Below are 23,925 nucleotides of genomic sequence, written 5' to 3' on the forward strand. Positions count from 1 at the left end.
CCCCAAGCCGTGCCCCACCCGGCCCCGGCAGCCACTCGCCCCGCCCCCGGCGTCCCCAGCCCGAGACGCCCCGTTTTGCCCGCCAAGGAGTAGCGACATGTTCACTTCACGCAGTCACCACAGACTGGCCGCGGCCGTCAGCGTCATCATCGCGATCGGTCTGACCTCCTGCTCGACTGGTCGTGAGACCACCGGCGCGGCCGGCACAAACGCCAAGGTGAGCGGGAAGATCTCCCTCGTCTACCTGCAAAAGCAGGGCGATCAGCAGTACTTCATCGACGAGGCAGAGGGCGCCAAGGCCAAGGCCACCAAGCTGGGCATCGACCTCAAGGTGGTGAACCTCGGCAGCGACGCCAACCAGGCCGTGAGCGAGGTACGGTCCGCCATCGCACAGCACAGCAACGGTCTGATCATCGTCGTGCCGGACCCGGCGGTCGGGCCGCAAGTTGCGCGGCTCGCCAAGGACGCGAACGTTGCGCTGCTCACCTCCGACGACCAGATTTGCACCACCGGCCCGGACCCTGCCTCCTGTACGAAGGAGAACCTGGTGCCCAGAATCGGGTTCAGCGGTGCTCAGATGGGCGGGGAAGTCGGTAAGCGGGCGGCTCAGGAATTCAAGAAGGCCGGCTGGAAGCCGGCCGACACCCGGATCATCTCCGCCTCGAAACAGGACGTGACGGTCTGCGGCGACCGGGTCAAGGCCGCCAGCGACACGTTCGCCGCCCGCGCAGGTGAGGTGCGGAAGATCAACGTGGCCACCGACAACACGCCAACCGGGGCCCAGAGCCGAGTCGCCGCAACCATCACGGCCAACCCGGGCGTGAAGCACTGGGTGGTCTGGGGCTGCAACGACGAAAACGTCCAGGGCGGCGTCACCGCCCTGCAGAATGCCGGCGCCGGCCCCGACAACATCATCGGCGTCGGCCTCGGCGGGTACCTCGCGTGCAAGGAGTGGGGAGGCGGCAAGGCGTCCGGAATGAAGGCCGCGCTGTTCATCAACGGCCGTGACGTGGGTGCCCTCGCGGTGCAGACCATGTACGACAGCCTCAAGAAGGGTAAGCGCTTCCCCGCCGAAGCATTCGCCCCGACCAAGATGGTCGACCGCAGCAACTGGCGGGCCTCGGGCCTCACCTGCAGCTGACCCGATCCCACGCTCCCCGTCCGGGGAGGCATCGAGCGTCTCCCCGGACCGGCCGTCGTTCGACATCCAGGAACTGCGAGGTGTCCCGCTATGACCATCCCGACCACCCCCGTCACCCGCCACGGCCCCCCGGTCGGCGGAGGCATTGGCGTCCAGGGGATCACCAAGCGCTTCGGTGCCGTGCAGGCGCTGGGCGGGGTCACCTTGGACTTCCCAGCCGGCAAGGTGACCGCCCTGATGGGCGAAAACGGAGCCGGCAAGTCCACCCTCCTGAAAATCCTGACCGGTGATCACCAGCCCACCCGTGGCCGGATCCTGCTCGACGGCGTCCCCCTTGCCCTCGACTCCCCAGCCGATGCCCGCGCAGCCGGAATCCGGATCATCCCGCAAGAGCCCGAGATCATCCCGCACGTCTCGGTGGCCGAGAACGTTTACGCCGGGTCCCTGCCACGCAGGGCAGGCCGCCGCCTCGACCGTGCCGAGCTGCGTCGTCGCATGACGGCCGACCTGGCGCGACTGGGCTTCGGCCGGGCACTGGACCCGGATCTGCTGGGGTCACAACTGACTGCTGCCCAGCGGCAGTTGGTAGAGATCATGCGCTCCTTGAGCGGAGATGCCAAGGTGATTGCCTTTGACGAGCCGACCTCCTCGCTGTCCGAACATGAAGTTGAGGCGTTGTTCGCGCTCATCAACCGGCTTCGCGACCAGGGCATCGCCGTCGTCTACGTATCCCACCGGATGCGGGAGATCTTCCAACTCGCCGACCAGGTAGCCGTCTTGCGCGATGGTGAACTGGCCGGTGTGCTGGACGCCCATCAGGCCACCGAAAATGACCTGGTGCGGATGATGGTCGGCCGCGACTTGTCCGCCATGTTTGTTCGGCAAGGACGCCCAGGGCACCACGTCACCGATCGAGTCGTCCTCGACGTATGCCAGGTCACCACAGACGCCGTTCGCGACATCAACCTGCGGATCTGCGCCGGCGAGGTGGTCGGCCTGGCTGGGCTCATCGGCGCGGGACGCTCCGAACTGGCCCTTGCGCTGGCAGGCGACCTGCCCATCCACAGCGGCAGAGTCCTTCTGGAAGGGAAGCGGCTGCGCCCCGGCCGCCCCCGCGAGGCGATCAAGGCCGGTGTCGGGCTCGCCCCCGAAGAGCGTAAAGCCCAGGCGCTGTTCCTGCACCGCTCGATCCGCGACAACACCTCGCTGGTGGTATTGGAACGGCTGCGCAGGCTGCGCTTCGTGCGGCGAGGAGCGGAGCGTTCCCTCGCCCAGGAGTTCACCCGGCGACTGCGCGTACGCACCCCCTCGATCGAGCAGGAGGCACGCAAGCTCTCCGGCGGAAACCAGCAGAAGGTCGTCCTCGCCCGCTGGCTTGCCCGCAAACCGAAGCTCCTCATCCTCGACGAGCCCACCCGCGGCATCGACGTCGGCGCCAAGGCCGAGATCTACCAGATCATCGCCGGCTTGGCGGAGGAAGGTATCGCCCTCCTCGTCATCTCCTCCGAACTTCCCGAACTCCTCGGTCTCGCCGACCGGATCGTCGTCATGCAAAACGGCCGGATCACGGGCGAACTCAGCCCCGAGGAAGCATCCGAAGAAGCCATCCTCTCCCTCGCCATGGCCGACGACCTTGCCACCACCGCCACCCCTGGAGACAACCGATGAGCACGATCACGACTGGCCCCAGCGCCCCGGCGGAGGAGGACACCTCCTCGTCAGCTGCCCGATGGGCCTCTTCCCTTCTCCGCTCGGTCGGTGGCCAGAATGTCAGCCTCATCGGCGCCTTGGCAGTAGTGCTGGTGCTGTTCGGCTCGCTCAACGACAACTATCTCGGATGGAACAACATCCAGGGGATCGGCGAGGCCATCACGATCATGGGCCTCTTGACAGTGGTCCAGACGGTGGTCATCATCTGCGGCGGCTTGGACGTCTCGGTCGGCTCGCAGGCCGGCCTCGCCTCCGTGGTCAGCGCAATGGCCTTCACCTCGACGGGCTCCAATGCGCTCCTCGGCATGGGCGCGGCCATCGGCATCGGCGCCTTCGCGGGGCTGCTCAACGGCTTGATCATTGTCTACGGGCGGGTGAACCCGGTCATCGCCACCCTGGCAGGGCTCGCAGCGTACAAAGGCATCGCCCAGCTGATTTCCGACGGCCGCGCCCAGGGCTACGTACTCAACGACAGCATCTTTATCTTCCTGGGCCGCGGTAAGGTCGCCGGACTGCCGGTGATGGTGTGGATCCTGATCCTGGTGGCGCTGGGTGTGCATGTGCTTCTGAAGTACACCGACATCGGCCGCAACGTCTACGCGATCGGCGGCAATGACACAGCCGCCCGGCTGGCCGGCATCAACATCAACAAGTACCTGGTCTGTGTGTACATCCTCATCGGCGCCGTCTCCGCCGTCGCAGGCATCCTCTTGACCGCTCGCACCGGCTCCGGCCAGCCAGTCTCGGGCAGTGAAGGCCTCGAACTCAAGGCGATCACCGCCGCCGCCCTCGGCGGCTGCGTGCTCAAGGGCGGCAAGGGCGGCATTGGCGGGATCATACTGGCGGTCGCCCTGCTCGGTGCCCTCGAAAACGGCCTGACGGTCCAAGGCATCAACGCGTTCTGGCAGAACGTCGCCCAAGGAGCTCTGCTCGTGGTCGCAGTGGTGATCCAGCAACGACGCAACGGTGAACGCGCTGTCGGACTACCCGCCTAACTGGCGAAGGCCCCTCGGAGTCCGGCTTGAAAACTCACTCACCACCAAGCCGAGTCCGGGGCCTGCAGTGTCATCGACGACGCAGGCATGGGGATGAACCAGGACGAGGCGGAGTTCACCACCGGTTGCTCTCCGGCCGGCATGCGGTCCTGTTGAGCGAGCTCGGGATCGGCTTCACCTCGCTGCACGAGAACCTGGACGCCACCCTCAGGCGGCCGCCAGGGTGATCTCCATCGAACTCAACCACCCACGAGCGCACGACAGTTCGAAATCAGGTGGCTTCATCGCACCCCTTGGCGTTCTCTTGCCACGAAACCCCCTGGGACCGGTGCCGGTTCCGTCAGGATGTCGCGCGAAATCGCGTACCCGAGGCAAAGGGATCCCAGAATGAGAACGACCGACATATCGCTGGACTGGCTGGTTCCCGGCGCCCTGCTGCTCGTCGGCGTGCTCGCGGCCGCGGCGCTGGTGGTGCGCGGGAAGCGCGCGGCCGCACGGTCCGCCGGTGGGGACTCCTGGGAGCGCAGCGAGGAGCGCCGCCGCCGTAAGGAAGCCGTTTTCGCCTCGGCCTCCTATCTGCTGCTGTTCTGCTGTGCGGCGGTCGCCGCCGCGCTGTCCTTCCACGGACTGGTCGGCTTCGGCGTACAGAACCTCAACCTCTCCGGGGGCTGGGAGTATCTGGTGCCTTTCGGGCTCGACGGTGCGGCGATGTTCTGCTCCGTGCTTGCCGTACGGGAGGCCAGCCACGGCGATGCGGCGCTCGGCTCCCGGTTGCTGGTGTGGACGTTCGCGGGCGCCGCGGCCTGGTTCAACTGGGTGCACGCGCCGCGCGGCCTGGACCATGCGGGCGCACCGCAGTTCTTCGCCGGGATGTCGCTGTCGGCCGCGGTCCTCTTCGACCGGGCGCTCAAGCAGACCCGCCGGGCGGCGCTGCGCGAGCAGGGCCTGGTGCCGCGGCCGCTGCCGCAGATCCGGATCGTCCGCTGGCTGCGCGCTCCCCGCGAGACCTTCGCGGCCTGGTCGCTGATGCTGCTGGAAGGCGTACGGACGCTGGACGAGGCGGTCGAGGAGGTCCGCGAGGACCGGCGTGAGAAGGAGCAGAACCGTCACCGCCGGCGCGAGCAGGGCAAGCTCGACCGGGCCCGCATCAAGGCCATCAACCGGCAGCACCGCACCTGGGGCATCGGCCGGGGTGGCGGCCGGCAACTGGCGGTGACCCAGGCGGCGGCCGCGCCCGCGGAGGTGGCCGGCCCCGACCCCGCCATAGCCGGCGGCGCCCCGCCGCTGCTCACCGGAGAGCTGCCGGTGCGCTCGCGCCCGGCCCTCAAGGCCGTGGCCGGGGCTGAGCCCGAGGGCGCCGGGGCCCCGGCCGGGGCCCCGCGGACCGTGGATCTCACCGCCGAGGACGACACCCAGACGATTCCCCGCCTGGACTCCCTCGAGGAGAAACTCGCCGAGATCGAACGGCAATTCGGCTGACCGGTGGCGGACCGCGCCGACCGACGCCCCCTCCCATGGGTCAGGCCGGTCCGCCGCCCAGCTCGAACCACACGCTCTTCCCGAGGCTCTCGGTGCGTATCCCCCATGCGTCGGCTAAGGAACGCACCAGCATCAGCCCTCTGCCGGACGTCCCGTCGGTGGTCGGTGCGCGCGGCTCGGGCCGTCCGGGTACAAAGTCCCTGACCTCCACCCGCAGCCGGTCGCTGACCCTGGCCGTGACGACGGCGCCGCCCTCGGCGTGCACCAGGGCATTGGTGACCAGCTCGCTGATGAGCAGCGTCGCAACCTCCGCGAGCTCGCCATCCCCCGGCACCGTCCAGCGGCTCAGCAGCTGGCGCAGCTCCCTGCGCACCTCACCGACGGCCTTCAGATCCGCATGCCGCACCTTCCGCTCCAGCACTCTTGGCGCTCGCGCGGTGGTCCCCCCGTTCCGGCCCCCGTCGGCCGTTTCCTGTCTTCTGTCCCGTTCCTCGCGCCGCACAGGCTGACGCATTCTCTCCCCCGCCCCCAACGAACTTCGGCGCTCTGCCTCGAACAGCCTCACGGTCAGCATGCCCATCGGATCTGCCGCCATGCTTCCGCCTGGCGCTTCCGCCCGCCAGGTCGCCGGTCCGCCGCCCGCGCGCCGGGTGGGCCCGGTGGGGCCCCAGTGGGTATGCCTGACCCGAGCCTGTCGCGGAACCCCGGCCGGTACCCGGACACGAGGAAGCACTCCTCGTGTCCGGGTAGCCGCCGGGGCAGCCCGCCCGCGCCCCCGGGTGTGGGGAGTACGAGCGTGAGGAGCCGCTGTGCACGACGACCGACTACTGGTGGAGGGGCGCCTGGAGCGGGCGCTGAGGCAGTTCATCAGGCCCGCGCAGTACGCGGCGCGGGTGCCGCTGCGGCTCTCCGTCTGGCATGCCCCCGGAGAACCGGTGCCGGTGAGCGAGGCGCTGCAGGCCACGTACGAGCCGTTCGCGGTCGGCGAGCCCTGGGGGCCGCCATGGTCCACCAGCTGGTTCCGGCTGGCGGGTGAGGTGCCGCGGGAGTGGGCGGGGCGGCGGGTGGAGGCCGTCATCGACCCCGGTTTCAGCGGCGACGGTCCCGGGTTCCAGGCCGAGGGGCTGGTCCACGATGCCGAAGGGGTGCCGCTCAAGGGCATCCATCCGCGCAATCGGCACGTCCCCGTCGGCGCGCCGGTCAGCGGCGGTGAGGAGGTGCGGCTGCTGCTGGAGGCCGCCGCGAACCCGGCGGTGCTGCGGGACTTCCGTCCCACCGATCTCGGCGATGTACAAACCGCGCCCGGCCGGCCGCTGTACCGCTTCACCTCGGCGGACCTCGCGGTGCTCGACGAAACCGTCTGGCAGCTGATCCTCGACATCGAGGTGCTGTCGGAGCTGATGTACGAACTGCCCGCCGACGGCCCGCGCCGGCACGAGATCCTGCGGGCCCTGGAGGACATGCTGGACGCGCTGGATCTGCACGACGTCGGCGGCACGGCGGGCGCGGGGCGGGCCGCGCTGGCGGACGTACTGAGCCGCCCGGCCACCGCGAGCGCCCATCGGGTCTCGGCCACCGGGCATGCGCATATCGACTCCGCCTGGCTGTGGCCGCTGCGGGAGACCGTGCGCAAGGCCTCCCGTACCTTCGCAAATGTCATGCAACTGGCCAAGGAATACCCGGAGTTGGTGTTCGCCTGCTCCCAGGCGCAGCAGTACGCCTGGGTCAAGGAGCACCAGCCGCACCTCTGGGAGCGCATCAAGGAGGCCGTACGGGAGGGAAATTGGGCTCCGGTCGGTTCGATGTGGGTGGAGTCCGACGCCAACATGCCCGGTGGTGAGGCGCTGGCCCGGCAGATCGTGCACGGCAAACGCTTCTTCCTGGAGGAGCTGGGGGTGGAGACCGAGGAGATCTGGCTGCCGGACTCGTTCGGCTACACGGCCGCCTTCCCGCAGCTGGCCCGGCTGGCGGGTGCGAAGTGGTTTCTGACCCAGAAGCTGTCGTGGAACCAGACCGACAAGATGCCGCACCACACCTTCTGGTGGGAGGGCATCGACGGCACCCGCGTCTTCACCCACTTCCCGCCCGTCGACACCTACAACTCCCGTTTCCACGCCCGCGAACTCGCCCACGCCGAACGCAACTTCGCCGACAAGGGCCGCGCCACCCGCTCCCTGGTCCCCTTCGGCTGGGGTGACGGCGGAGGCGGCCCGACCCGCGAGATGCTGGAACGGGCCCGCCGGCTGCGGTCCCTGGAGGGCTCACCACGGGTCGAGATCGAACCGCCGGCCCGGTTCTTCGAGTCCGCCCACGAGGAGTACGGGGCGGCGGCGCCGGTCTGGTCGGGCGAGCTGTACCTGGAGTTCCACCGCGGTACGTACACCTCGCAGGCGAAGACCAAACAGGGCAACCGGCGCAGTGAACACCTGCTGCGTGAGGCGGAGTTGTGGGCGGCGACGGCGGCGGTACGGGCGGGCGCCGACGCCTCGTACGCCTACCCGTACGACGCCCTCGACCGCCTCTGGAAGACCGTACTGCTGCACCAGTTCCACGACATCCTGCCGGGCTCGTCCATCGCCTGGGTCCATCGCGAGGCCCGCGCCACCTACGCGGCGGTCGAGGCCGAGCTGACCGGGATCATCGAGACGGCGCTCGGGGCGCTGGCAGAGACCGGCGGGGCCGCGGCGGCCGGGGAGCCGACGGTGTTCAACGCCTCGCCGTACCCCCGGGACGAGATCGTCGAGCTGCCGGCGGCGGGCCCGGAGCCGGGCGGGCCGGCCGCCGTCGCGGTCCATGTCCCCGCGCTGGGTTCGGCACCCGTCCGCCCGCCCGGTCCGGACTCCCCCACGCCACCGCCCCCGCCCGTACGGGCGGACACCGGCGCCGAGGGCACCGTCACGCTCGACAACGGACTGCTGCGGGTGCACCTCGACGCCGACGGTCTGCTGACCTCCGTACGCGATCTGCACGCCGGCCGGGAGGTTTTGGCACCGGGCAGCCGCGGCAATCTGCTGCAACTGCACCCCGATCACCCCACCCAGTACGACGCCTGGGATCTCGACCGGCACTACCGCCACCGGCACACCGATCTGACCGAGGCCGAGTCCGTGGAGCTGGCCGCGGCCGGGCCGCTGGCCGCGACGGTACGGGTGACCAGGGCGTTCGGCGCGTCCCGGATCACCCAGGACCTGACCCTGCGCGCCGGTGCACACCGTCTCGACATCACCACCGCCATCGACTGGCACGAGTCGGAGAAGGTCCTCAAGGCCGCCTTCCCCCTGGATGTGCACGCCGAACGGTCCACCTCCGAGGTGCAGTTCGGACATGTGCACCGCCCCACGCACACCAACACCAGCTGGGACGCGGCCCGTTTCGAGATCTGTGCGCACCGCTGGCTGCGGGTCGCCGAGCCGGGCTACGGCATCGCGCTGCTCAACGACTCGACCTACGGCCATGAGGTGACCCGCGCCCCGCACCCCGAGGGCCTGGGCACGACGGTGCGGCTGACACTGCTGCGCGCCCCCCACAGCCCCGACCCGGAGACCGACCAGGGCACCCACCGCTTCACGTACGCACTGCTGCCGGGCGCCGGCGTCGGCGACGCGGTCGCCGAGGGCCTGGCCCTCAACCTGCCCCTCCGGCCGGCCACCGCACCGCCCGTGCCCCCGCTGATCCGCGTCGACCACCCCGCCGTCACCGTCGAGTCGGTCAAGCTCGCCGAGGACCGCAGCGGCGATGTGGTGGTGCGCCTGTACGAGTCCCAGGGCGGCCGTGCGACCGGCACCCTCTCCCCCGGCTTCCCCGTCGAACGCGCCACGGTGACCGACTTGTTGGAACGCCCGCTGCACGAGGAGGAGGGAGGCCCGACATCCGATGTGACGGTCGCGCTGCGCCCGTTCCAGATCCTGACCCTCCGGCTCCGGCCGCAGCAGCCTCCTGCGGTGTGAGCCAGGGCGTCGCGCCGGGACCGCCGGGCGGATCAGAGGCGGAGACAGTGGCCTGACAGCTCATCGGCCGGGACCCCGTGGTGGGGCCCCGGCCGAGTGCCGGCGAGCGCGCGTGATCGTGGAGTTCACCGAAACCGCCCGGTTTCAGGCCCTCATCGGCGTCGGCCGGGCCCTGAGCGCGGTGAACGCACGCTCGCAACGATCAGACGATCCAAGCGAGCGACCTAGCTGTCGGCGCCGACCAGGCCGCCGCCGCCGGTGTGCACACCGCCGGCCGGCTTGTGGTGGTGCTTCTTGGCGTGGTGCTTCTTGACGTGGTGCTTCTTCTTGGCGTGCTTGACGTGCTTGACGTGGTGGTGGTGGTGCTTGACGACGTGGTGACGGTGCACCACCCGGCGCTCAATGCCGCCGTTGATGCAGGTGTTACCGAAGGCCGGGTTCAGCAGCCCCACGATATTGATGGTGTTGCCGCACACATTGACCGGAATGTGGATCGGGACCTGAATCGCGTTGCCCGACACCACTCCCGGCGAATTGGCCGCGCCGCCGGCCGCGCCACTGTCTGCGAACGCTGCCGACATGCCACCCAGGGCAGTACTTGCCGCAAGCGCGGCCAGAGCAGTCACCCGCGTGATCCGTGACATAACAATCTCCCGATCGCTCCAAGCGGCTCACTGCCGCTTCCTGTACTTCCCTTCGGCGCGTGCGGCCCAACACTGAGAGAATTTGCTAACATTTCACTCTTACCGGGGATAAATGTGGTTTAGAGATCGCAGGGGTAGGTAAGGGGCGTCGGCGGGGTCGGGTGCCCCGGCGGCAGCGCGTCGGTCACGGCCTCGTGGCGCCTGGGCCCGTGGCCCTTGGCCCAGGGCCCAGGGCAAAGAACGGCCGGGTCAGGTAACTCCGTTCCGTCACGGCGCACCAAGTACCCTTGCCGCGTGACGATGCAGCGGACCGTCGACGTGAGTGTTGACGCGATGATCGAGGACCTCAGGACACTCGTCGAAGTCGAGTCTCCCTCGCGTGATCTCCACGCCCTGAGAGCGTCGGCCGAAGCTGTCGCCGCTGTCATCGAGCGGCGCCTCGGCGGGCAGGCCACCCTCGTGGAGAGCGAAGCCGGGCCGCACGTCCACTGGTCGGCCGGTGGCGATCCCCAGGTGCTGATCCTCGGTCACCATGACACGGTGTTTCCGCTCGGCACTCTTGAACGCCGCCCGTTCATGGTCGAAGACGGGCAGGCAACCGGCCCCGGGGTCTTTGACATGCTCGGCGGACTGGTACAGGCCATTCATGGCCTGGCGTCGCTCGCCGACCGGTCGGGCGTCGAGATCCTGGTGACCGCTGACGAAGAGGTCGGCTCCCGTTCCTCTCGTGCGCTCATCGAAGAGCGCGCCCTTGCCTGCGGCGCGGTACTGGTGTGTGAGGGCGCTGCCGATGGCGGAGGCGTGAAGACCGGCCGTAAGGGCTGCGGCACGTTCGAAGTCACCGTCGCGGGCCGGGCGTCGCACGCCGGGCTGGAACCCGCGGCCGGGGTCAATGCCCTGATCGAAGCAGCTCACCAGGTGCTGGACATCGCAGCGCTCGGCCGCCCCGATATCGGCACGACCGTCACGCCGACCGTCGCGTCCGCGGGAACGCTGGACAATGTCGTTCCCGCAGCGGCGACCGTCACCGTCGACGTCCGGGTCGAGTCGGCCGACGAGAAGGAACGCATCGAATCCGCCTTTGCGGCACTTGCTCCGCATCTCGACGAGGCGGAGATCACGGTTCAGGGAGCCATCGGCCGGCCCCCGATGCCCGAGTCGGCGTCGGCCGGGCTCTTCGCGGTCGCGCAGCAGCTGCTTCCCGGCCTCGAAGCCAGGGCGGTCGGCGGCGGCAGCGACGGGAACTTCACGGCCGCGCTGGGGGTGCCCACACTCGACGGCCTGGGAGCGGTCGGGGGCGGTGCCCACGCCGACCATGAGTACCTGGTGATCGAGTCCATGGCCGAGCGGGCGAACCTGATTGCCGGACTGGTGCACGCCATTCAGCACGCGGAGGAGAACGGGATCACGCACGGCCTGTGAGCGATCACGCGCGCCGGTGCTCCGCGCTCAGCTCATCTGCCGGACACGGGGTGCGTGCCGCCGCCCGACTCGCCCGTTCTCCTGGCCGGGGCATTCCCTAAGGCCGGGGAATGTTCCGCAAGTTGGAGCGGGCCATCTGCAGCATGCGGCCGACTCCGCCGTCCAGGACCATTTTGCCGGCGGACAGCGCGAAGCCGGACACCATATCGGCGCTGATCTTGGGCGGGATGGACAGGGCGTTGGGGTCGGTGACGATGTCGACCAGTGCCGGGCCCTTGTGGCGGAAGGCGTCACGCAGGGCGCCGCGTAGCTGCTTGGGCTTCTCCACCCGGACGCCGTGTGCCCCGGCCGCGCGGGCGATGGCCGCGAAGTCCGGGTTCTGGTTGGTGGTGCCGTAGGCCGGCAGACCGGATACCAGCATCTCCAGTTCCACCATGCCCAGCGAGGAGTTGTTGAACAGCACCACCTTCACCGGCAGGTCGTACTGGACCAGGGTGAGGAAGTCGCCCATCAGCATCGAGAACCCGCCGTCGCCCGACATGGAGACGACCTGGCGTCCGCGGTCGGTGAACTGGGCGCCGATCGCCTGCGGCAGGGCATTGGCCATCGAGCCGTGGCTGAACGAACCGATCACCCGGCGGCGGCCGTTGGGGGTGAGGTAGCGGGCGGCCCAGACGTTGCACATGCCGGTGTCGACCGTGAAGACGGCGTCGTCGGCGGCCTCCTCGTCCAGGACGGAGGCGACGTACTCCGGGTGGATGGGGGTGTGCTTCTCGACCTTGCGGGTGTAGGCCTTGACCACGCCTTCCAGCGCGTCGGCGTGCTTCTTCAGCATCCGGTCGAGGAACCTGCGGTCCGGCTTCGGCGTGACCTTGGGGATCAGACCGCGCAGCGTCTCGCGGACATCGCCCCAGACGGCCAGGTCGAGCGTGGTGCGGCGGCCCAGGTGTTCGGGCCGGACATCGACCTGGACGATCTTGACGTCATCGGGCAGGAACGCGTTGTACGGGAAGTCCGTGCCGAGCAGGATCAGCAGATCGCATTCATGGGTGGCCTCGTAGGCCGCGCCGTAGCCGAGCAGCCCGCTCATGCCCACGTCATAGGGATTGTTGTACTGAATCCATTCCTTGCCGCGCAGCGCATGTCCGACCGGGGACTTCACCCGCTCGGCGAACTCCATCACCTCGGCGTGCGCGCCCGCCGTGCCGCTGCCGCAGAACAGCGTGACCTTGTCGGCCTCGTCGATCATCCTGGCCAGGGCGTCGATCTCGGCGTCGCCGGGGCGGACGGACGGGCGCGCGGTGACCAGGGCGTGTTCGATGGCGCGCTCGGGGGCCGGTTCCCCGGCGATATCGCCGGGGAGGGCGACGACCGCGACGCCGCTCTGTCCGATGGCGTGCTGGATCGCGGTCTGCAGCACCCTCGGCATCTGCCGGGTGTTGGAGATCAGCTCGCTGTAGTGGCTGCACTCGGTGAACAGCCGGTCGGGGTGGGTCTCCTGGAAGAAGGTGGTACCGATCTCGCTGGACGGGATGTGGGAGGCCAGGGCGAGGACCGGGGCCATGGAGCGGTGGGCGTCGAACAGGCCGTTGATGAGGTGCAGATTGCCGGGGCCGCAGGAGCCGGCGCAGGCCGCGAGGGTGCCGGTGAGCTGCGCTTCCGCCCCCGCGGCGAAGGCGGCGGCCTCCTCGTGCCGGACCTGGATCCAGTCGATTGCGGAGTTCCGGCGGATGGCGTCCACCACCGGGTTCAGGCTGTCGCCGACGACGCCGTAGAGCCGTCGCACCCCCGCCCGCACGAGGATGTCCACGAACTGCTCGGCCACGGTCTGCTTCGCCATGTCGCTGCCGCTCCTTCGACGGGTGGGTGACTGCCTGACGCAGTGGGGCCTGGCACCATGAACCCATGGGGTGCCCCGGCCCGCCTCCGCTGCACCACTCCTCCGGTCCGCGCTCCGGGACCGCGTCCGCCCGCCGCTACGACTCCCACACCCCGACGGCCGTACGGTCCTTCGGATGGCCCGCGACCCGCAGTTGGGCGGCGGCGAGGAAGGACACCATGCCCGGCGGCTCGGCGGACCACTGTCCGGCCAGCCAGGCGGCGAACGCGGGCTCCTGCTGCAGCGGCTCGGCGAGGCCGGCGCTGCACAGCAGCAGGGTGTCCCCCGGACGGGCGAAGGCCGTCCGGAAGAGGAACGGCTCAGGCCCGTCGGGGCCGTCGGGGCCGTCGGCCGGCGACCGGCCGGAGGCGGAACGGAGCCGTCCGCCGGTGCCGTCCGGCCCCTCCTTCGCGGCCTGTTCCGGCAGCGGGGGCTCCAGGTCCTCCCAGGCACCGTCGCGGAGCCGGAAGAGGCCGCCCGCGCCGATGCCGAAGAACACCCGGGTACGGCAGTCCGGGTCGGCGGGCAGCAGCAGACAGCGCAGCGCGGCCGTGTACCGCTCCGGTGCGACGTCCAGCTCCCGTGCCCGGCCGCGCAGCCTGCCGTAGCTGCGGTCGGTGAGCCGCTGCAGCCCGGATTTGAGGGCGCTGCGGTGGTCCGTACGGATGTCCTCCGCCAGTCGGGTATAGCTGCGGCCGACCGCGCCGCCGATCCAGGCGCAGGCGTCATGGGCGGCGCGATGGCCGCCCTCGGCGGCCGGCCGGCCGGTGGCGACGGCGACCAGGATCAGGGCGTGCCGGCCGGCCCCGAAGCGGGCGGTGAGCAGCGCGTCGCGGCGTACGTCACCGCGGTGGCGGGCGAGGTCGCCGCGCCGGGAGGCGGCGAGCAGGGTCAGCGAGCCGTACCGGGCGCCGTCCAGCGCGGTGTCCGGGACCAGTTCGTCGAGGGCGGCCGGGTCCGCGGCGGGCAGGGTGCCCAGCTCGGGTTCGGACTGCGGCGGCCGGTCGCCCGTGCTCCCGGTGGGGGCCGGTGCGGGGGTGTCACGAGGTGCCTGGGGCGCGGACGGGGTGGCCGGCCGGGCGGGGGACGACGGGCGTGGGCCCGGCCCGGTGGCCTGGAGCGGGATCGGCGCCGGCTGGGATGCCGCGGGGCGGGCCGGGGGCGGCTGCGGTGCCGGCGCCGCCCGCCGCTGCGCTGCCCGCCGCGGCGCGGCCACCGCCCGGAGCGCCGAGGCGACCCGGTCGTCGAGGGTGTCCGGGGTGTCGGACGGCCCGGCATCGCGCACCGCGGCGCGTCCCGGGGTGTCCCCTCCCCCTCCCTCGCCGTACAACTGCCGCCACCAGTCGTCCTCCTGGCCGCACCCGGCCCCCTGCTGGTTCATGCGCCGTATTGTCCCCGCGCGGCCGCGCCCTCAACAGGGCGCGAAAGAGCGTCCACCGGGCGTTCGGCCTCCCAAGAGTGACCGTCCGGCGGAGTCGGTGATCAGCGCATGTCATCGGGGCGGGCCATGGACCTTCTGACCGAATCGCCGTGGGCAGTGGCCGGTTCGGCCCCGGCGGGACCGGTACGGCCGTCGCGCGCTCCGGGGCCCCGCGCTCCGGCTGCCCGCCGGCAAGCGCTTCCGGGCCGCTTCCGGCACCCTGGCCCCATGAGAGTGTGCAGCGTACGAGCCGTCACGGGGCGTGCGCCCGCCGGGAGTGAGGCCGGCGTGTGAGTGAGTGCGGCGAGCGGACGACGGAGAGGCGCGCGCGGGTCGAGGGCAGGCGGGCCGGGCGAAGTGTGGCCGGCGCATGAGTGTGTGGCAGCTGGTCGCGGCCGGTCTGGTGATGCTGCTCGGGGTGCTGGTGCCCGGTATTCCGGGGCCGCTGATCGTCTGGGCGGGCGTGATGTGGTGGACGCTGTCGGAGAAGTCCGCGCTCGCCTGGGTGGTGCTCATGGCCGCCACCGCCGTGCTGCTGCTCAATCAGGTGCTGAAGTGGCTGCTGCCGGTCCGCAGTCTGCGGGCCGCGGGCGCGCCGTACCGGGCACTGTTCCTGGCGGGGGTGGCCGGCATCGTGGGGTTCTTCGTGATCCCGGTGATCGGGGGTCTGCTGGGCTCGGTCGGCGGTCTCTATCTGCTGGAGCGGATCCGGCTCGGCAGCCACGGCGATGCCTGGGCCTCGACCCGTACGGCCCTGCGCGCCATCGGTCTGAGCGTGCTGGTCGAGCTGTTCGCCTGTCTGCTGGTGGTCGGCGCCTGGACCGGGGCCGTGGTGGCGGGCTGAGGCGTCACCGGGCGCGACCGGCCGTGGCATACACGAGTGGCTCCGCCGCTCCTGACACGTCCGCCGCCCCTGACACCTCGACCGCCCCTGACACGTCCGCCGCCCCTGGCACCTCCGCCGCCCCCGGTATCTCGCCCGCCGGAAGCAGCCCGGCGCGCCAGAGATGGTGCAGGGCGTAGGTACCCCAGGGCCGCCACGCGGCCGGGCCCGCCGCCGCGCCCCGCTCCTGGTTCCTTCCCGGCGCCGTGCCCACGTCGGGGTCGCCCAGCGCCCGCATCCTGAGGTACGCGGCGGCGCGTGGGCCGACCCCGGGCAGGGCGGCCAGTGCCCGCTCGGCGGCGCCGCGGTCCGCACCCGCGTCCAGCGTGACCGTGCCGTCGGCGAGTGCGGTGCACAGGGTGCGCACCGGCTCCGTGACCTCCGCGCCGGTCAGTTCCCCGGGCGCCGGGAAGAGGTGGGTGAGCCCGCCGTCCGCCACGTCCAGCGGTTTGCCGTACGTCCGCGCCAGTGCGGCGGCGTGTTCCGGCGGGCCGCCGAGCACGGTGCGTACCGCCAGTTCCTCGGGGTCCGCGGTGCCGGGTGACCGCAGGCCCGGCCGTGCGGCCACCAGCGGGCCGAGCAGCGGATCGGCGCCGAGCCGCTCGGCGACCGCGTACGGGTCGGCGTCCAGGTCGAACAGGCGACGGATGCGCTGGACGGCCGTCGACAGATCCCGCAGATCGGTCAGCCGCAGCCGGCACTCCAGCCAGCCGCCGTCCGTGCCGCGCGCCGCCGGACACACCAGGCCCGCCGGCGGGCGACGCCGCCGTCGCGGCCCGGCGGGCTCGTCGACCTCGGCGATGCCGCTGCCGTGGGTGAGCCGCAGCGTACGGCGGTAGGTGCGCTCCCCGCGGGCGCCGCGGGTCTCCTCGACCCCCGGTACCGCCCGCAGCTGCAGGAAGTCGAAGATCTCGGCCGCCGCATACGGCCCGCGGTAGGCGAGCCGCAGCGGAATGCCGGCGGGCGCGGCGCGGTGTTCCGCCCCGGGGCCCGGCCCGGCCGCGGTGGTGTGGCGGGCGGCGGCACCCCCGTTCCCGGCCGCCGCCCGCAGCTCACTGGGGGTGCCCGCGTAGATCTCCCGGATCGTGTCGTTGAACTGCCGGATGCTGGCGAACCCGGCCGCGAACGCCAGCTCGGTGACCGGCAGCGCGGTGGTCTGCAGCAGCACCCGCGCGGTGTGCGCCCGGCGGGCCCGCGCCAGCGCCACCGGTCCCGCGCCGAGCTCCGCGGTCAGCTGCCGCTGGACCTGTCGCGGGCTGTATCCCAGCCGCCGCGCCAGCCCGCCGACGCCCTCCCGGTCGACCACGCCGTCCCCGATCAGCCGCATGGCCCGGCCGACCAGGTCGGCGCGCACATTCCACTCCGCGGACCCCGGCACGGCGTCCGGCCGGCACCGGCGGCAGGCCCGGAACCCGGCCGCCTGCGCGGCGGCGGCCGACGGGAAGAACCGCACATTCACCCGCTTGGGAGTGACCGCGGGGCAGCTCGGCCGGCAGTAGATACCGGTCGTCACCACGGCGAAGAAGAATTCCCCGTCGAACCGGGCGTCCCGGCTGGTCACCGCTTCGTACCTGGCCTCGTCGTCCCTCACGCCCTCAGTGTGCGCCGTGCGCGGCGCCCCGGCTGGCGGAAATCGGACGTGGCGTTCCGCGGGCGGGGAGGGCTGTGCGGACGGCCCTCCCCCACCCCTTGTCTCACCCCTGCGGCCCCCGCTTCCGCTCCATCAGGTGCCGCCCCAGTGCCTGCTTCTGCTTCCAGTCGCGGCGGATCTCGGCGCGCACCCGGGCGTCCGTCTTCGCCACGATGCGCTGGTTCTCGCGCTGCAGCTTCCGGTAGCTCTCCAGCCGGCGGGCGGGCAACTCCCCGCATTCGACGGCCTCTTGCACGGCACAGCCGGGCTCCGCCCGGTGCGCACAGTCGTGGAAGCGGCACTCCTCGGCCAGCGTCTCGACATCCGAGAACGTCCGGGCGAGCCCGGACTCGGCGTCCCACATCCCGACACCGCGCAGCCCGGGGGTATCGATCAGCACCCCGCCGCCGGGCAGCGCCCGCAGATCCCGGGTGGTCGTGGTGTGCCGGCCCTTGCCGTCGCGGTCACGGATGGCCTGCACCAGCTGGACGTCCTCCCCGAGCAGGGCATTGACCAGCGTGGACTTGCCCGCACCGGACTGGCCCAGCAGTACGGACGTACCGCCCGCGAGGACGGCGGCGAGCACATCGAGCCCTTCGCCGGTCGCCGAGCTGACCGCCAGTACCTGCACCCCGGGCGCCGCGGCCTCGGCATCCGCGACGAGATACGCCAGACCGTCCGGGTCCCCGGCCAGATCCGCCTTGGTCAGCACGACCACCGGATGTGTGCCGCTCTCCCCGGCGGGTGCGGAGGTATGCAGCGGCCCCTCAGCGCCCGCGCTGGACATCGCCAGCGCGAGGAACCGCTCGATCCGCCCGAGGTCCAACTGGTCCGCGAGCGACACACAGATGACGATGTGGTCGATGTTGGTGGCCAGCACCTGGCCGTCGGAACGCTTCGACGAGGCCGACCGTACGAACGCCGTCCGGCGCGGCAGCAACGTCCGTACGACACCGTCGACATGATCGCCGCTGCGCCCGTTCGCCAGGTCGAGTACGGCCCAGTCGCCGGTGCACGGCACCCGCATCGGGTCACGGGTCGCCACCAGCGCGGTGTCCGCCAGAACGGTACGGATGCCGGCGCCGTCCGCCACGACGGCATCCACCCGCCCGCGGTCCACGCGGACGATACGGCCGGGCACGAACCCCTGCCCGGCAAAGGGGGTGAAACTCTGCGCGAACCCGTCGTCCCAGCCATAGGCCGTCAGCGGGTGCGCAGCAGAGAGAGGAAAGTCGAACAACGGGATGACCCTTCGAGAAGGAGCGGTCCCGGCTGTGCGCACGATCCGCGCGCGAAGAAAGGTGAAAGGTGACGCCGAGTCAGCCGGAGACCGCGGGGAGGAAGTTGATGATCTTCTGGATGCGGGCAGCGCCCTTCGCAACGACAGTCATCAGTACTCACCTCCCGCTCTTCTCCACAGCCGACGGCGACGGCCGCAGGCCGTCCTCCCGAACGCTGCAGACCCTAGACCGGTCCCGCGCGTCGGCGCCAACCATTTTCCGACCCCGGTTTTCCAGCGGTGCACCACGGCCGCCCGGACGCGGCGCCCGAACGGCCGTGGGTGTCATCGCTCAGCGGGCTTGGCGCTCCCTCCCCATGAAGCTCTCAGACCTGCCGGATGAAGCTCTCAGACCTGCCGGATGAAGCCCTCAGACCTGCCGCATGAAGCCCTCAGGCCTTCCGGCCTCAAGCGCCCGTGACACCGTCGATGCGCTCCCTGAGGAGATCCGCGTGGCCGTTGTGGCGTGCGTACTCCTCAATCATGTGGACCAGGATCCAGCGCAGGGAAACCGTCGCGTCACCGAGGTGTCCGGCCTCCTGTTCCGAGAGCGTCCCGGAGTCGTCGAGGGAAGCGGTGGCCATCAGCTCACGACTCCGGGCGACTTCCGCGCGCCAGTCGGCCAGCGCCTCGTCGATCCCGCGGTCGGGGTCGAGGGTGAACCCGTAGCCCTTCTCCGCCTCGTACACCGGCGGTATGTCCTGTCCGGCGAACACCCGCTGGAACCAGTTCCGTTCGACCTCCGCCAGATGCTGGACCAGGCCCAGCAGCGTCATGGTGGACGGAGCCACCGAGGTCTCGCGGAGCTGCCGGTCGTCCAGGCCCGCGCACTTCAGCGGGAGCGTGGCACGGTGAAACTCCAACCAGCTCTCCAGCATGGTGCGTTCATCGGCGTGCGGGGGCGGAATGGGTCGCCCGTCCGGTGTCATTCCCATGCTCCGAAGCCTTGCACAGGCCACTGACAATCGGTCCGGACGAGCGGCACGGCGTGACGGCGAGGTGACGGCGAGAAGGGGGGTATCCGGAGTCCGCTCCGGCTGCGCACCCGAGTGACCCGGCGCACGGCGCCTTCTTTGGGAGCACAATGCTAAATATGGGTCATGCCGGAAATTTTCGGGCGAGAAGGTGACGATTCACCCGCGTCACCATGCTCCCCGGGGCAGCGCCTGCGCTCGCTGCTGAACGGTCACAGCGTCGCGGGCCAGATGTTCGTGCTGCAGCTCGCCCTCGCGGTGCTGCTGGTCATCGCGGCCGTCCTGGCACTCGTCTTCCAGGCGCAGGGCGCGAGCGCGCAGGAGGCCCGCCGGGTCTCGACCGTCGGGGCCGAGACCTTCGCCCATGCGCCGGGCACCCGCGCCGCCATGCAGTCCGCCGACCCCAGCGCGCTGCTGCAGCCCCAGGCGGAGGCGGCCCGGAAGGCCTCCGGCGTCGACTACATCGTGGCGTTCCGTCTCGACGGCACCCGCTGGCCCCACCCCGATCCACATCTGATCGGCAAGCACATCGTCGGCGGCAATGACCCGGCGGCGCTCAACAAGAGGCACCACACCTCCACCTTCTCCTCGGCCCTCGGCCCCGCGGTGAACACGACGGTCGCGGTCCGCGAACGGAACGGCACCGTCGTCGGGCTGGTGGCCGCCGGGATCCGCGTGCAGCGGGCGAACGCACAGGTGGTGCACCAGCTGCCGCTGCTGCTCGGCTCCGCCGCCGGGGCGCTGCTGCTGGTCACCGGAGGGGCGGCCCTGGTGAGCCGTCGGCTGCGGCGGCAGACACACGGTCTGCACCCGGCCGAGATGCGGCGGATGTACGACCACCACGACGCGGTGCTGCACGCCGTACGGGAGGGCGTACTGATCATCGGCAGTGACGGGCGGCTGCTGCTGGCCAACGACGAGGCCCGGCGGCTGCTCGAACTGCCCGCGGACGCGGAGCGGCGTCCGGTTGCGGACCTGGGCCTGGAACCGCAGCTGAGCGCGCTGCTTTCGTCGGGGCGGGAGGCGACCGACGAGGTGCTGCTGGCGGGTGACCGGCTGCTCGCGGTGAACGCACGACCGACCGCCCCCTACGGCGAGCCCGCCGGGACCGTGGTGACGCTGCGGGACACCACCGAACTGCGGGCGCTGGCCGGCCGGGCGGGCGTGGCCCAGGAGCGGCTGAAGCTGATCTACGACGCGGGGCTGCGGATCGGCACCACGCTGGACGTGGAGCGGACCGCCGAGGAACTGGCCACGGTCGCGGTGCCCCGGTTCGCCGATGTGGTCACCGTCGAGCTGCTGGAGCCGGTGCTGCGGGGCGACGAACCGTCGGCCGGGACGCACGCCGACCTGCGGCGGATGGCGGTCAACGGGGTCCCCGAGGAATCGGCGATCTACCGGACCGGCGAGCTGATCAGATATGCGCCCGGTACGCCGATGGCGACGGGCCTGACGAGCGGCCGGCCCGTCCTCGTCGGCGATCTGCGCGCTTCGGACGCGTGGCGGCGGCAGGATCCGGAGGACACCCGGCGGGTGCTGGACGCCGGTATCCGGTCGCTGATCGCCGTACCGCTGCAGGCGCGGGGTGTGGTGCTGGGGCCGGCCAATTACTGGCGGACCGCCGCCGCCGAGGGCATGGAGGGCTCCGAGGGGGTGGAGGGCTCCGCGGGTGTGGAGGGCTCCGCGGGATTCGAAAGCTTTGAGGGCTTTGAGGGCTTCGAGGAGGAGGATCTGGCGTTCGCCGAGGAGCTGACCGCGCGGGCCGCGGTCGCGGTCGACAACGCCCGCCGCTACACCCGCGAGCACACCACGGCCGTCACCCTGCAGCGCAGTCTGCTGCCGCAGACCCTGCCCGAGCAGTCCGCCCTGGAGGTCGCCCACCGCTATCTGCCCGCGCATGCCGGGGTCGGCGGCGACTGGTTCGATGTCATCCCGCTGCCCGGTGCCCGGGTCGCGCTGGTCGTCGGCGATGTCGTCGGACACGGTCTGCACGCCGCCGCCACCATGGGCCGGCTACGGACCGCGGTCCACAACTTCTCCGCCCTCGACCTGCCGCCCGACGAGCTGCTGAACCACCTGGACGAACTGGTCACACACATCGATACGGACGAGGCGCGGGCGGCCGGCCTCGCCACCGGCGACAAGGGTGCCGACGACGGCGAGGGGGCCTGGTCCGGCGGCACGGACGGCGACAACGACGAAGTACCGGCGCACCTGGGGGGCACCGGCATCACCGGCGCGACCTGTCTGTACGCCATCTACGATCCGGCCACCGGCCGCGCCACCCTGGCCACTGCGGGGCACCCCGGACCGGCCGTGATCCGCCCCGCCGGCACCGTCTCGTTCCCCGAGGTGTCTGTCTCCCCTCCCCTGGGGCTGGGCGGCAGCGTGCCGGTGGAGACCACGGAGCTCACGCTGCGCGAGGGATCCCGGCTGGTGCTGTACACCGACGGGCTGGTCGAGAACCGCGACCGCGATATCGCCACCGGACTGGAGCTGCTCCGCACGGCCCTGGCGGCCGGGGCGGACCGCACCCCCGAGGAAACCTGTGCGGCGGTCCTCGACGTGATGCTGCCCGACCAGCCCAGCGATGACATCGCCCTCCTGGTGGCCCGCACCCAGCTGCTGGATCCCGCCCGGGTCGCCGAATGGGAGGTGTCCTCCGACCCGGCGGCCGTCGCCCCCGTCCGTGCGGCCTGTCTGCGCATGCTGGAGTCCTGGGGGCTGGCGGCGGTCGAGTTCACCACCGAGCTGATCCTCAGCGAGCTGATCACCAATGCCATCCGCTACGGCGCCCAGCCGATCCGGGTCCGGCTGCTGTACGACCGCGCCCTGATCTGCGAGGTCTCCGACGGCACGAGCGCCTCGCCGCATCTGCGCCGGGCCGCCACCACGGACGAGGGCGGCCGCGGCCTCTTCCTCGTCGCCCAGTTCGCCCATCGCTGGGGCACCCGTTACACACCGGACGGCAAGGTCATCTGGACCGAGCAGTCCCTCGACGGCGGCCGGCCGGAAACGCGACCGGACTCGGCCGAGGACGTCCTCGACCAGTGGGACGACGTTCCTGCCCTGTGACGCCCTCCCTGCCCTGTGACGGTGCCGGGCGCCGGGTACGGGTGCGCAGTGCGGGGCGCGGGGTGCCGGGCGCGGGTAGCTGGGCGCGGGGTGCCGGGCACGGGTTGCCGGGCAGGGGTTGCCGGGCTCGCGGGATGCGGGCCGCCGGGCACGCGGAGTGCGGGATGGCACTCCTTGTCGCCCGCTCTCGTCCGTTGCCCCGCGCAGCGGCCGCCGGATGCAGCCCCCTTGCCCCCTGGCTAAGCTCGGTGAGGGGGCCGAAACTGATCTTGGAGGCTCCCATGGTGCAGTTGCCCGAAGCGCGAGATCTGGCTCCGCGTCTGGCCGTCGGTGCCTTCATCCTGGATGCCGGGCTGACGCTGCTGCGGGCCGACCGGGCGACCGCCGAGGGCGTGCACAGCATGGCGTGTGTGGGCTATCCGTTCCTGACCAAGATCCGCGCCGAGCAGTTCACCCGCCTGCTGGCATGTACCGAACTCGCGGTCGGCGGTGCGCTGCTGGCTCCGCTCGTCCCCACCCGGCTGGCCGGACTCGCGCTGACCGGGTTCTCCGGCGGGCTGGTCGGGCTGTATCTGCGGACTCCCGGGATGCGGCAGCCAGGGAGTCTGCGGCCGACCCAGGAGGGCATTCCCCTGGCCAAGGATGTCTGGATGCTGGGCATCGGACTCGGATTCCTGGGTGCGGCGAGCCGGCGGCGACGGGTCGCGGCGTCCCGGTACCGGCGCGCGGCCTTCGCCCGGCGCCGCAGGTGCTGGTGCCGGGGCTGAAGCCCTACCCGACCCGCGCACCCCACGCGCCCGTCCACCGGGCAGGCCGTCAGCCCGCCGGGTGCCGGCCGACGGCCCGTCCGACGACAGCGCAGCCCGCACCCACGACACCGGCGAGGAGAAGGACGAGCAGGCTCATCCGGTCCTGGGACTGGAAGGCCAGTTCGGAGTGCTGGTGGAGTACGAAGCCGTCGTAGAACATCCAGGACACCAGGGCCACGACGGGCACCAGAACCGGGCGGGCGCGCAGCGCCACGGCCACGGTCAGCGCGGCGAAAAGCGCCAGCACGGCGGATGCGTGGACGGTCTCACCGGTCAGCATCAGGGCGGTGACCAGCAGCGCCGCCCCCACGGCCCCGAGCGGCAGGGCGAGATCACGGGCGAGGGTGTCCGGCGGCACCCGGTGGGCCGGGTGCGTAACGGGGGGCCTGACCTGCGGGAACCGGGTGGTACGGGGGCGGTACGGGCGGGGCGAGGGCGCTGGGCGGTGAAGGGTGGTCACGGCGAGCACCTCCTGCTGCGGCCCGCTGCGGCGGACCGGTGTGGTCCCGTGGACCCGCGGTGGACCCGTGCCGCCAGAGTGCGCGCCGCAGACGGTGCGGGAGCGCCGTGGCGCAGTCCTTAACGCCGTACGTATGGTCGGCGGACGCTTTCTGACACCGCCTTGACACCTGGGGCGC

General features: G+C 71.4%; 16 protein-coding genes and 1 pseudogene. 9 read left to right on the top strand and 8 right to left on the bottom strand.

Annotation, left to right across the window (positions count from 1 at the left end):
* The first annotated feature begins 97 nt into the window (after positions 1-97).
* The 4 genes from AB0C46_RS10115 to AB0C46_RS10130 all read left to right on the top strand — a co-directional run bounded on the left by AB0C46_RS10115 (position 98) and on the right by AB0C46_RS10130 (position 5,325).
* Positions 98-1,141 carry a substrate-binding domain-containing protein gene (locus tag AB0C46_RS10115; RefSeq protein WP_362827220.1) on the top strand — a complete coding sequence of 348 codons (1,044 nt, stop codon included), beginning with the start codon at positions 98-100 and terminating at the stop codon, positions 1,139-1,141.
* 180 nt (positions 1,142-1,321) lie between these two features.
* Entirely contained in the window at positions 1,322-2,809 is a 1,488-nt protein-coding gene (locus tag AB0C46_RS10120) for a sugar ABC transporter ATP-binding protein (protein WP_362827222.1), read from the top strand.
* Entirely contained in the window at positions 2,806-3,846 is a 1,041-nt protein-coding gene (locus AB0C46_RS10125) for an ABC transporter permease (RefSeq protein WP_362827223.1), read from the top strand. The genes AB0C46_RS10120 and AB0C46_RS10125 overlap by 4 nt, the downstream gene beginning before the upstream one ends.
* Positions 3,847-4,233: 387 nt before the next feature.
* On the top strand, positions 4,234-5,325 hold the full coding sequence (locus tag AB0C46_RS10130) for a DUF2637 domain-containing protein (protein ID WP_362827224.1): 1,092 nt from the start codon (positions 4,234-4,236) through the stop codon (positions 5,323-5,325).
* Positions 5,326-5,365: 40 nt separating this feature from the next.
* On the opposite strand, the gene AB0C46_RS10135 is transcribed toward AB0C46_RS10130, so the two are convergent.
* Entirely contained in the window at positions 5,366-5,743 is a 378-nt protein-coding gene (locus tag AB0C46_RS10135) for an ATP-binding protein (protein ID WP_362827445.1), read from the bottom strand.
* Positions 5,744-6,134: 391 nt separating this feature from the next.
* On the opposite strand from AB0C46_RS10135, the gene AB0C46_RS10140 reads away from it, so the two are divergent.
* A complete protein-coding gene (locus AB0C46_RS10140; RefSeq protein ID WP_362827226.1) occupies positions 6,135-9,272 on the top strand; it encodes a glycoside hydrolase family 38 C-terminal domain-containing protein in 3,138 nt (1,045 codons plus the stop codon).
* 410 nt (positions 9,273-9,682) lie between these two features.
* On the opposite strand, the pseudogene AB0C46_RS10145 reads toward AB0C46_RS10140, so the two are convergent.
* Positions 9,683-9,916 (bottom strand): annotated as a pseudogene (locus tag AB0C46_RS10145) (chaplin); the annotation flags it as partial.
* Between the two features lie 294 nt (positions 9,917-10,210).
* Between AB0C46_RS10145 and AB0C46_RS10150 the strand changes: the two are divergent.
* The gene (locus AB0C46_RS10150) at positions 10,211-11,338 is read left to right on the top strand and encodes a M20 family metallopeptidase (protein WP_362827227.1); all 1,128 of its coding nucleotides are present in this window, start codon (positions 10,211-10,213) and stop codon (positions 11,336-11,338) included.
* 97 nt (positions 11,339-11,435) lie between these two features.
* On the opposite strand, the gene AB0C46_RS10155 is transcribed toward AB0C46_RS10150, so the two are convergent.
* The gene (locus tag AB0C46_RS10155; protein ID WP_362827229.1) at positions 11,436-13,178 is read right to left on the bottom strand and encodes a pyruvate dehydrogenase; all 1,743 of its coding nucleotides are present in this window, start codon (positions 13,176-13,178) and stop codon (positions 11,436-11,438) included.
* Between the two features lie 136 nt (positions 13,179-13,314).
* On the bottom strand, positions 13,315-14,598 hold the full coding sequence (locus AB0C46_RS10160; protein ID WP_362827230.1) for a protein phosphatase 2C domain-containing protein: 1,284 nt from the start codon (positions 14,596-14,598) through the stop codon (positions 13,315-13,317).
* Between the two features lie 409 nt (positions 14,599-15,007).
* Between AB0C46_RS10160 and AB0C46_RS10165 the strand changes: the two genes are divergently transcribed.
* Positions 15,008-15,481, top strand: coding sequence for a DUF456 domain-containing protein (locus AB0C46_RS10165; RefSeq protein ID WP_362827232.1), 474 nt, complete (start codon positions 15,008-15,010; stop codon positions 15,479-15,481).
* A 4-nt stretch (positions 15,482-15,485) separates the two neighbouring features.
* Here AB0C46_RS10165 and AB0C46_RS10170 read toward each other — a convergent pair whose 3' ends face one another.
* From AB0C46_RS10170 to AB0C46_RS10180, 3 genes are all read right to left on the bottom strand, one after another.
* Positions 15,486-17,111, bottom strand: coding sequence for an AlkA N-terminal domain-containing protein (locus tag AB0C46_RS10170; RefSeq protein WP_362827234.1), 1,626 nt, complete (start codon positions 17,109-17,111; stop codon positions 15,486-15,488).
* A 103-nt stretch (positions 17,112-17,214) separates the two neighbouring features.
* Positions 17,215-18,390, bottom strand: coding sequence for a ribosome small subunit-dependent GTPase A (gene rsgA, locus AB0C46_RS10175; RefSeq protein ID WP_362827236.1), 1,176 nt, complete (start codon positions 18,388-18,390; stop codon positions 17,215-17,217).
* A gap of 446 nt (positions 18,391-18,836) precedes the next feature.
* Complete coding sequence (locus AB0C46_RS10180) at positions 18,837-19,364, bottom strand: DinB family protein (protein ID WP_362827238.1); 528 nt, start codon at positions 19,362-19,364, stop codon at positions 18,837-18,839.
* 165 nt (positions 19,365-19,529) lie between these two features.
* Between AB0C46_RS10180 and AB0C46_RS10185 the strand changes: the two genes are divergently transcribed.
* Both AB0C46_RS10185 and AB0C46_RS10190 read left to right on the top strand, forming a co-directional pair.
* Positions 19,530-22,478: a SpoIIE family protein phosphatase gene (locus AB0C46_RS10185; RefSeq protein ID WP_362827239.1), complete on the top strand. Its 2,949-nt coding sequence runs from the start codon at positions 19,530-19,532 to the stop codon at positions 22,476-22,478.
* Between the two features lie 281 nt (positions 22,479-22,759).
* Positions 22,760-23,245: a hypothetical protein gene (locus AB0C46_RS10190; RefSeq protein ID WP_362827240.1), complete on the top strand. Its 486-nt coding sequence runs from the start codon at positions 22,760-22,762 to the stop codon at positions 23,243-23,245.
* 49 nt (positions 23,246-23,294) lie between these two features.
* On the opposite strand, the gene AB0C46_RS10195 is transcribed toward AB0C46_RS10190, so the two are convergent.
* Complete coding sequence (locus AB0C46_RS10195; RefSeq protein WP_362827241.1) at positions 23,295-23,747, bottom strand: DUF4118 domain-containing protein; 453 nt, start codon at positions 23,745-23,747, stop codon at positions 23,295-23,297.
* Between the last annotated feature and the right edge of the window lie 178 nt (positions 23,748-23,925).

The organism is Streptomyces sp. NPDC048637, from assembly GCF_040650675.1.
GTDB lineage: Bacteria > Actinomycetota > Actinomycetes > Streptomycetales > Streptomycetaceae > Streptomyces.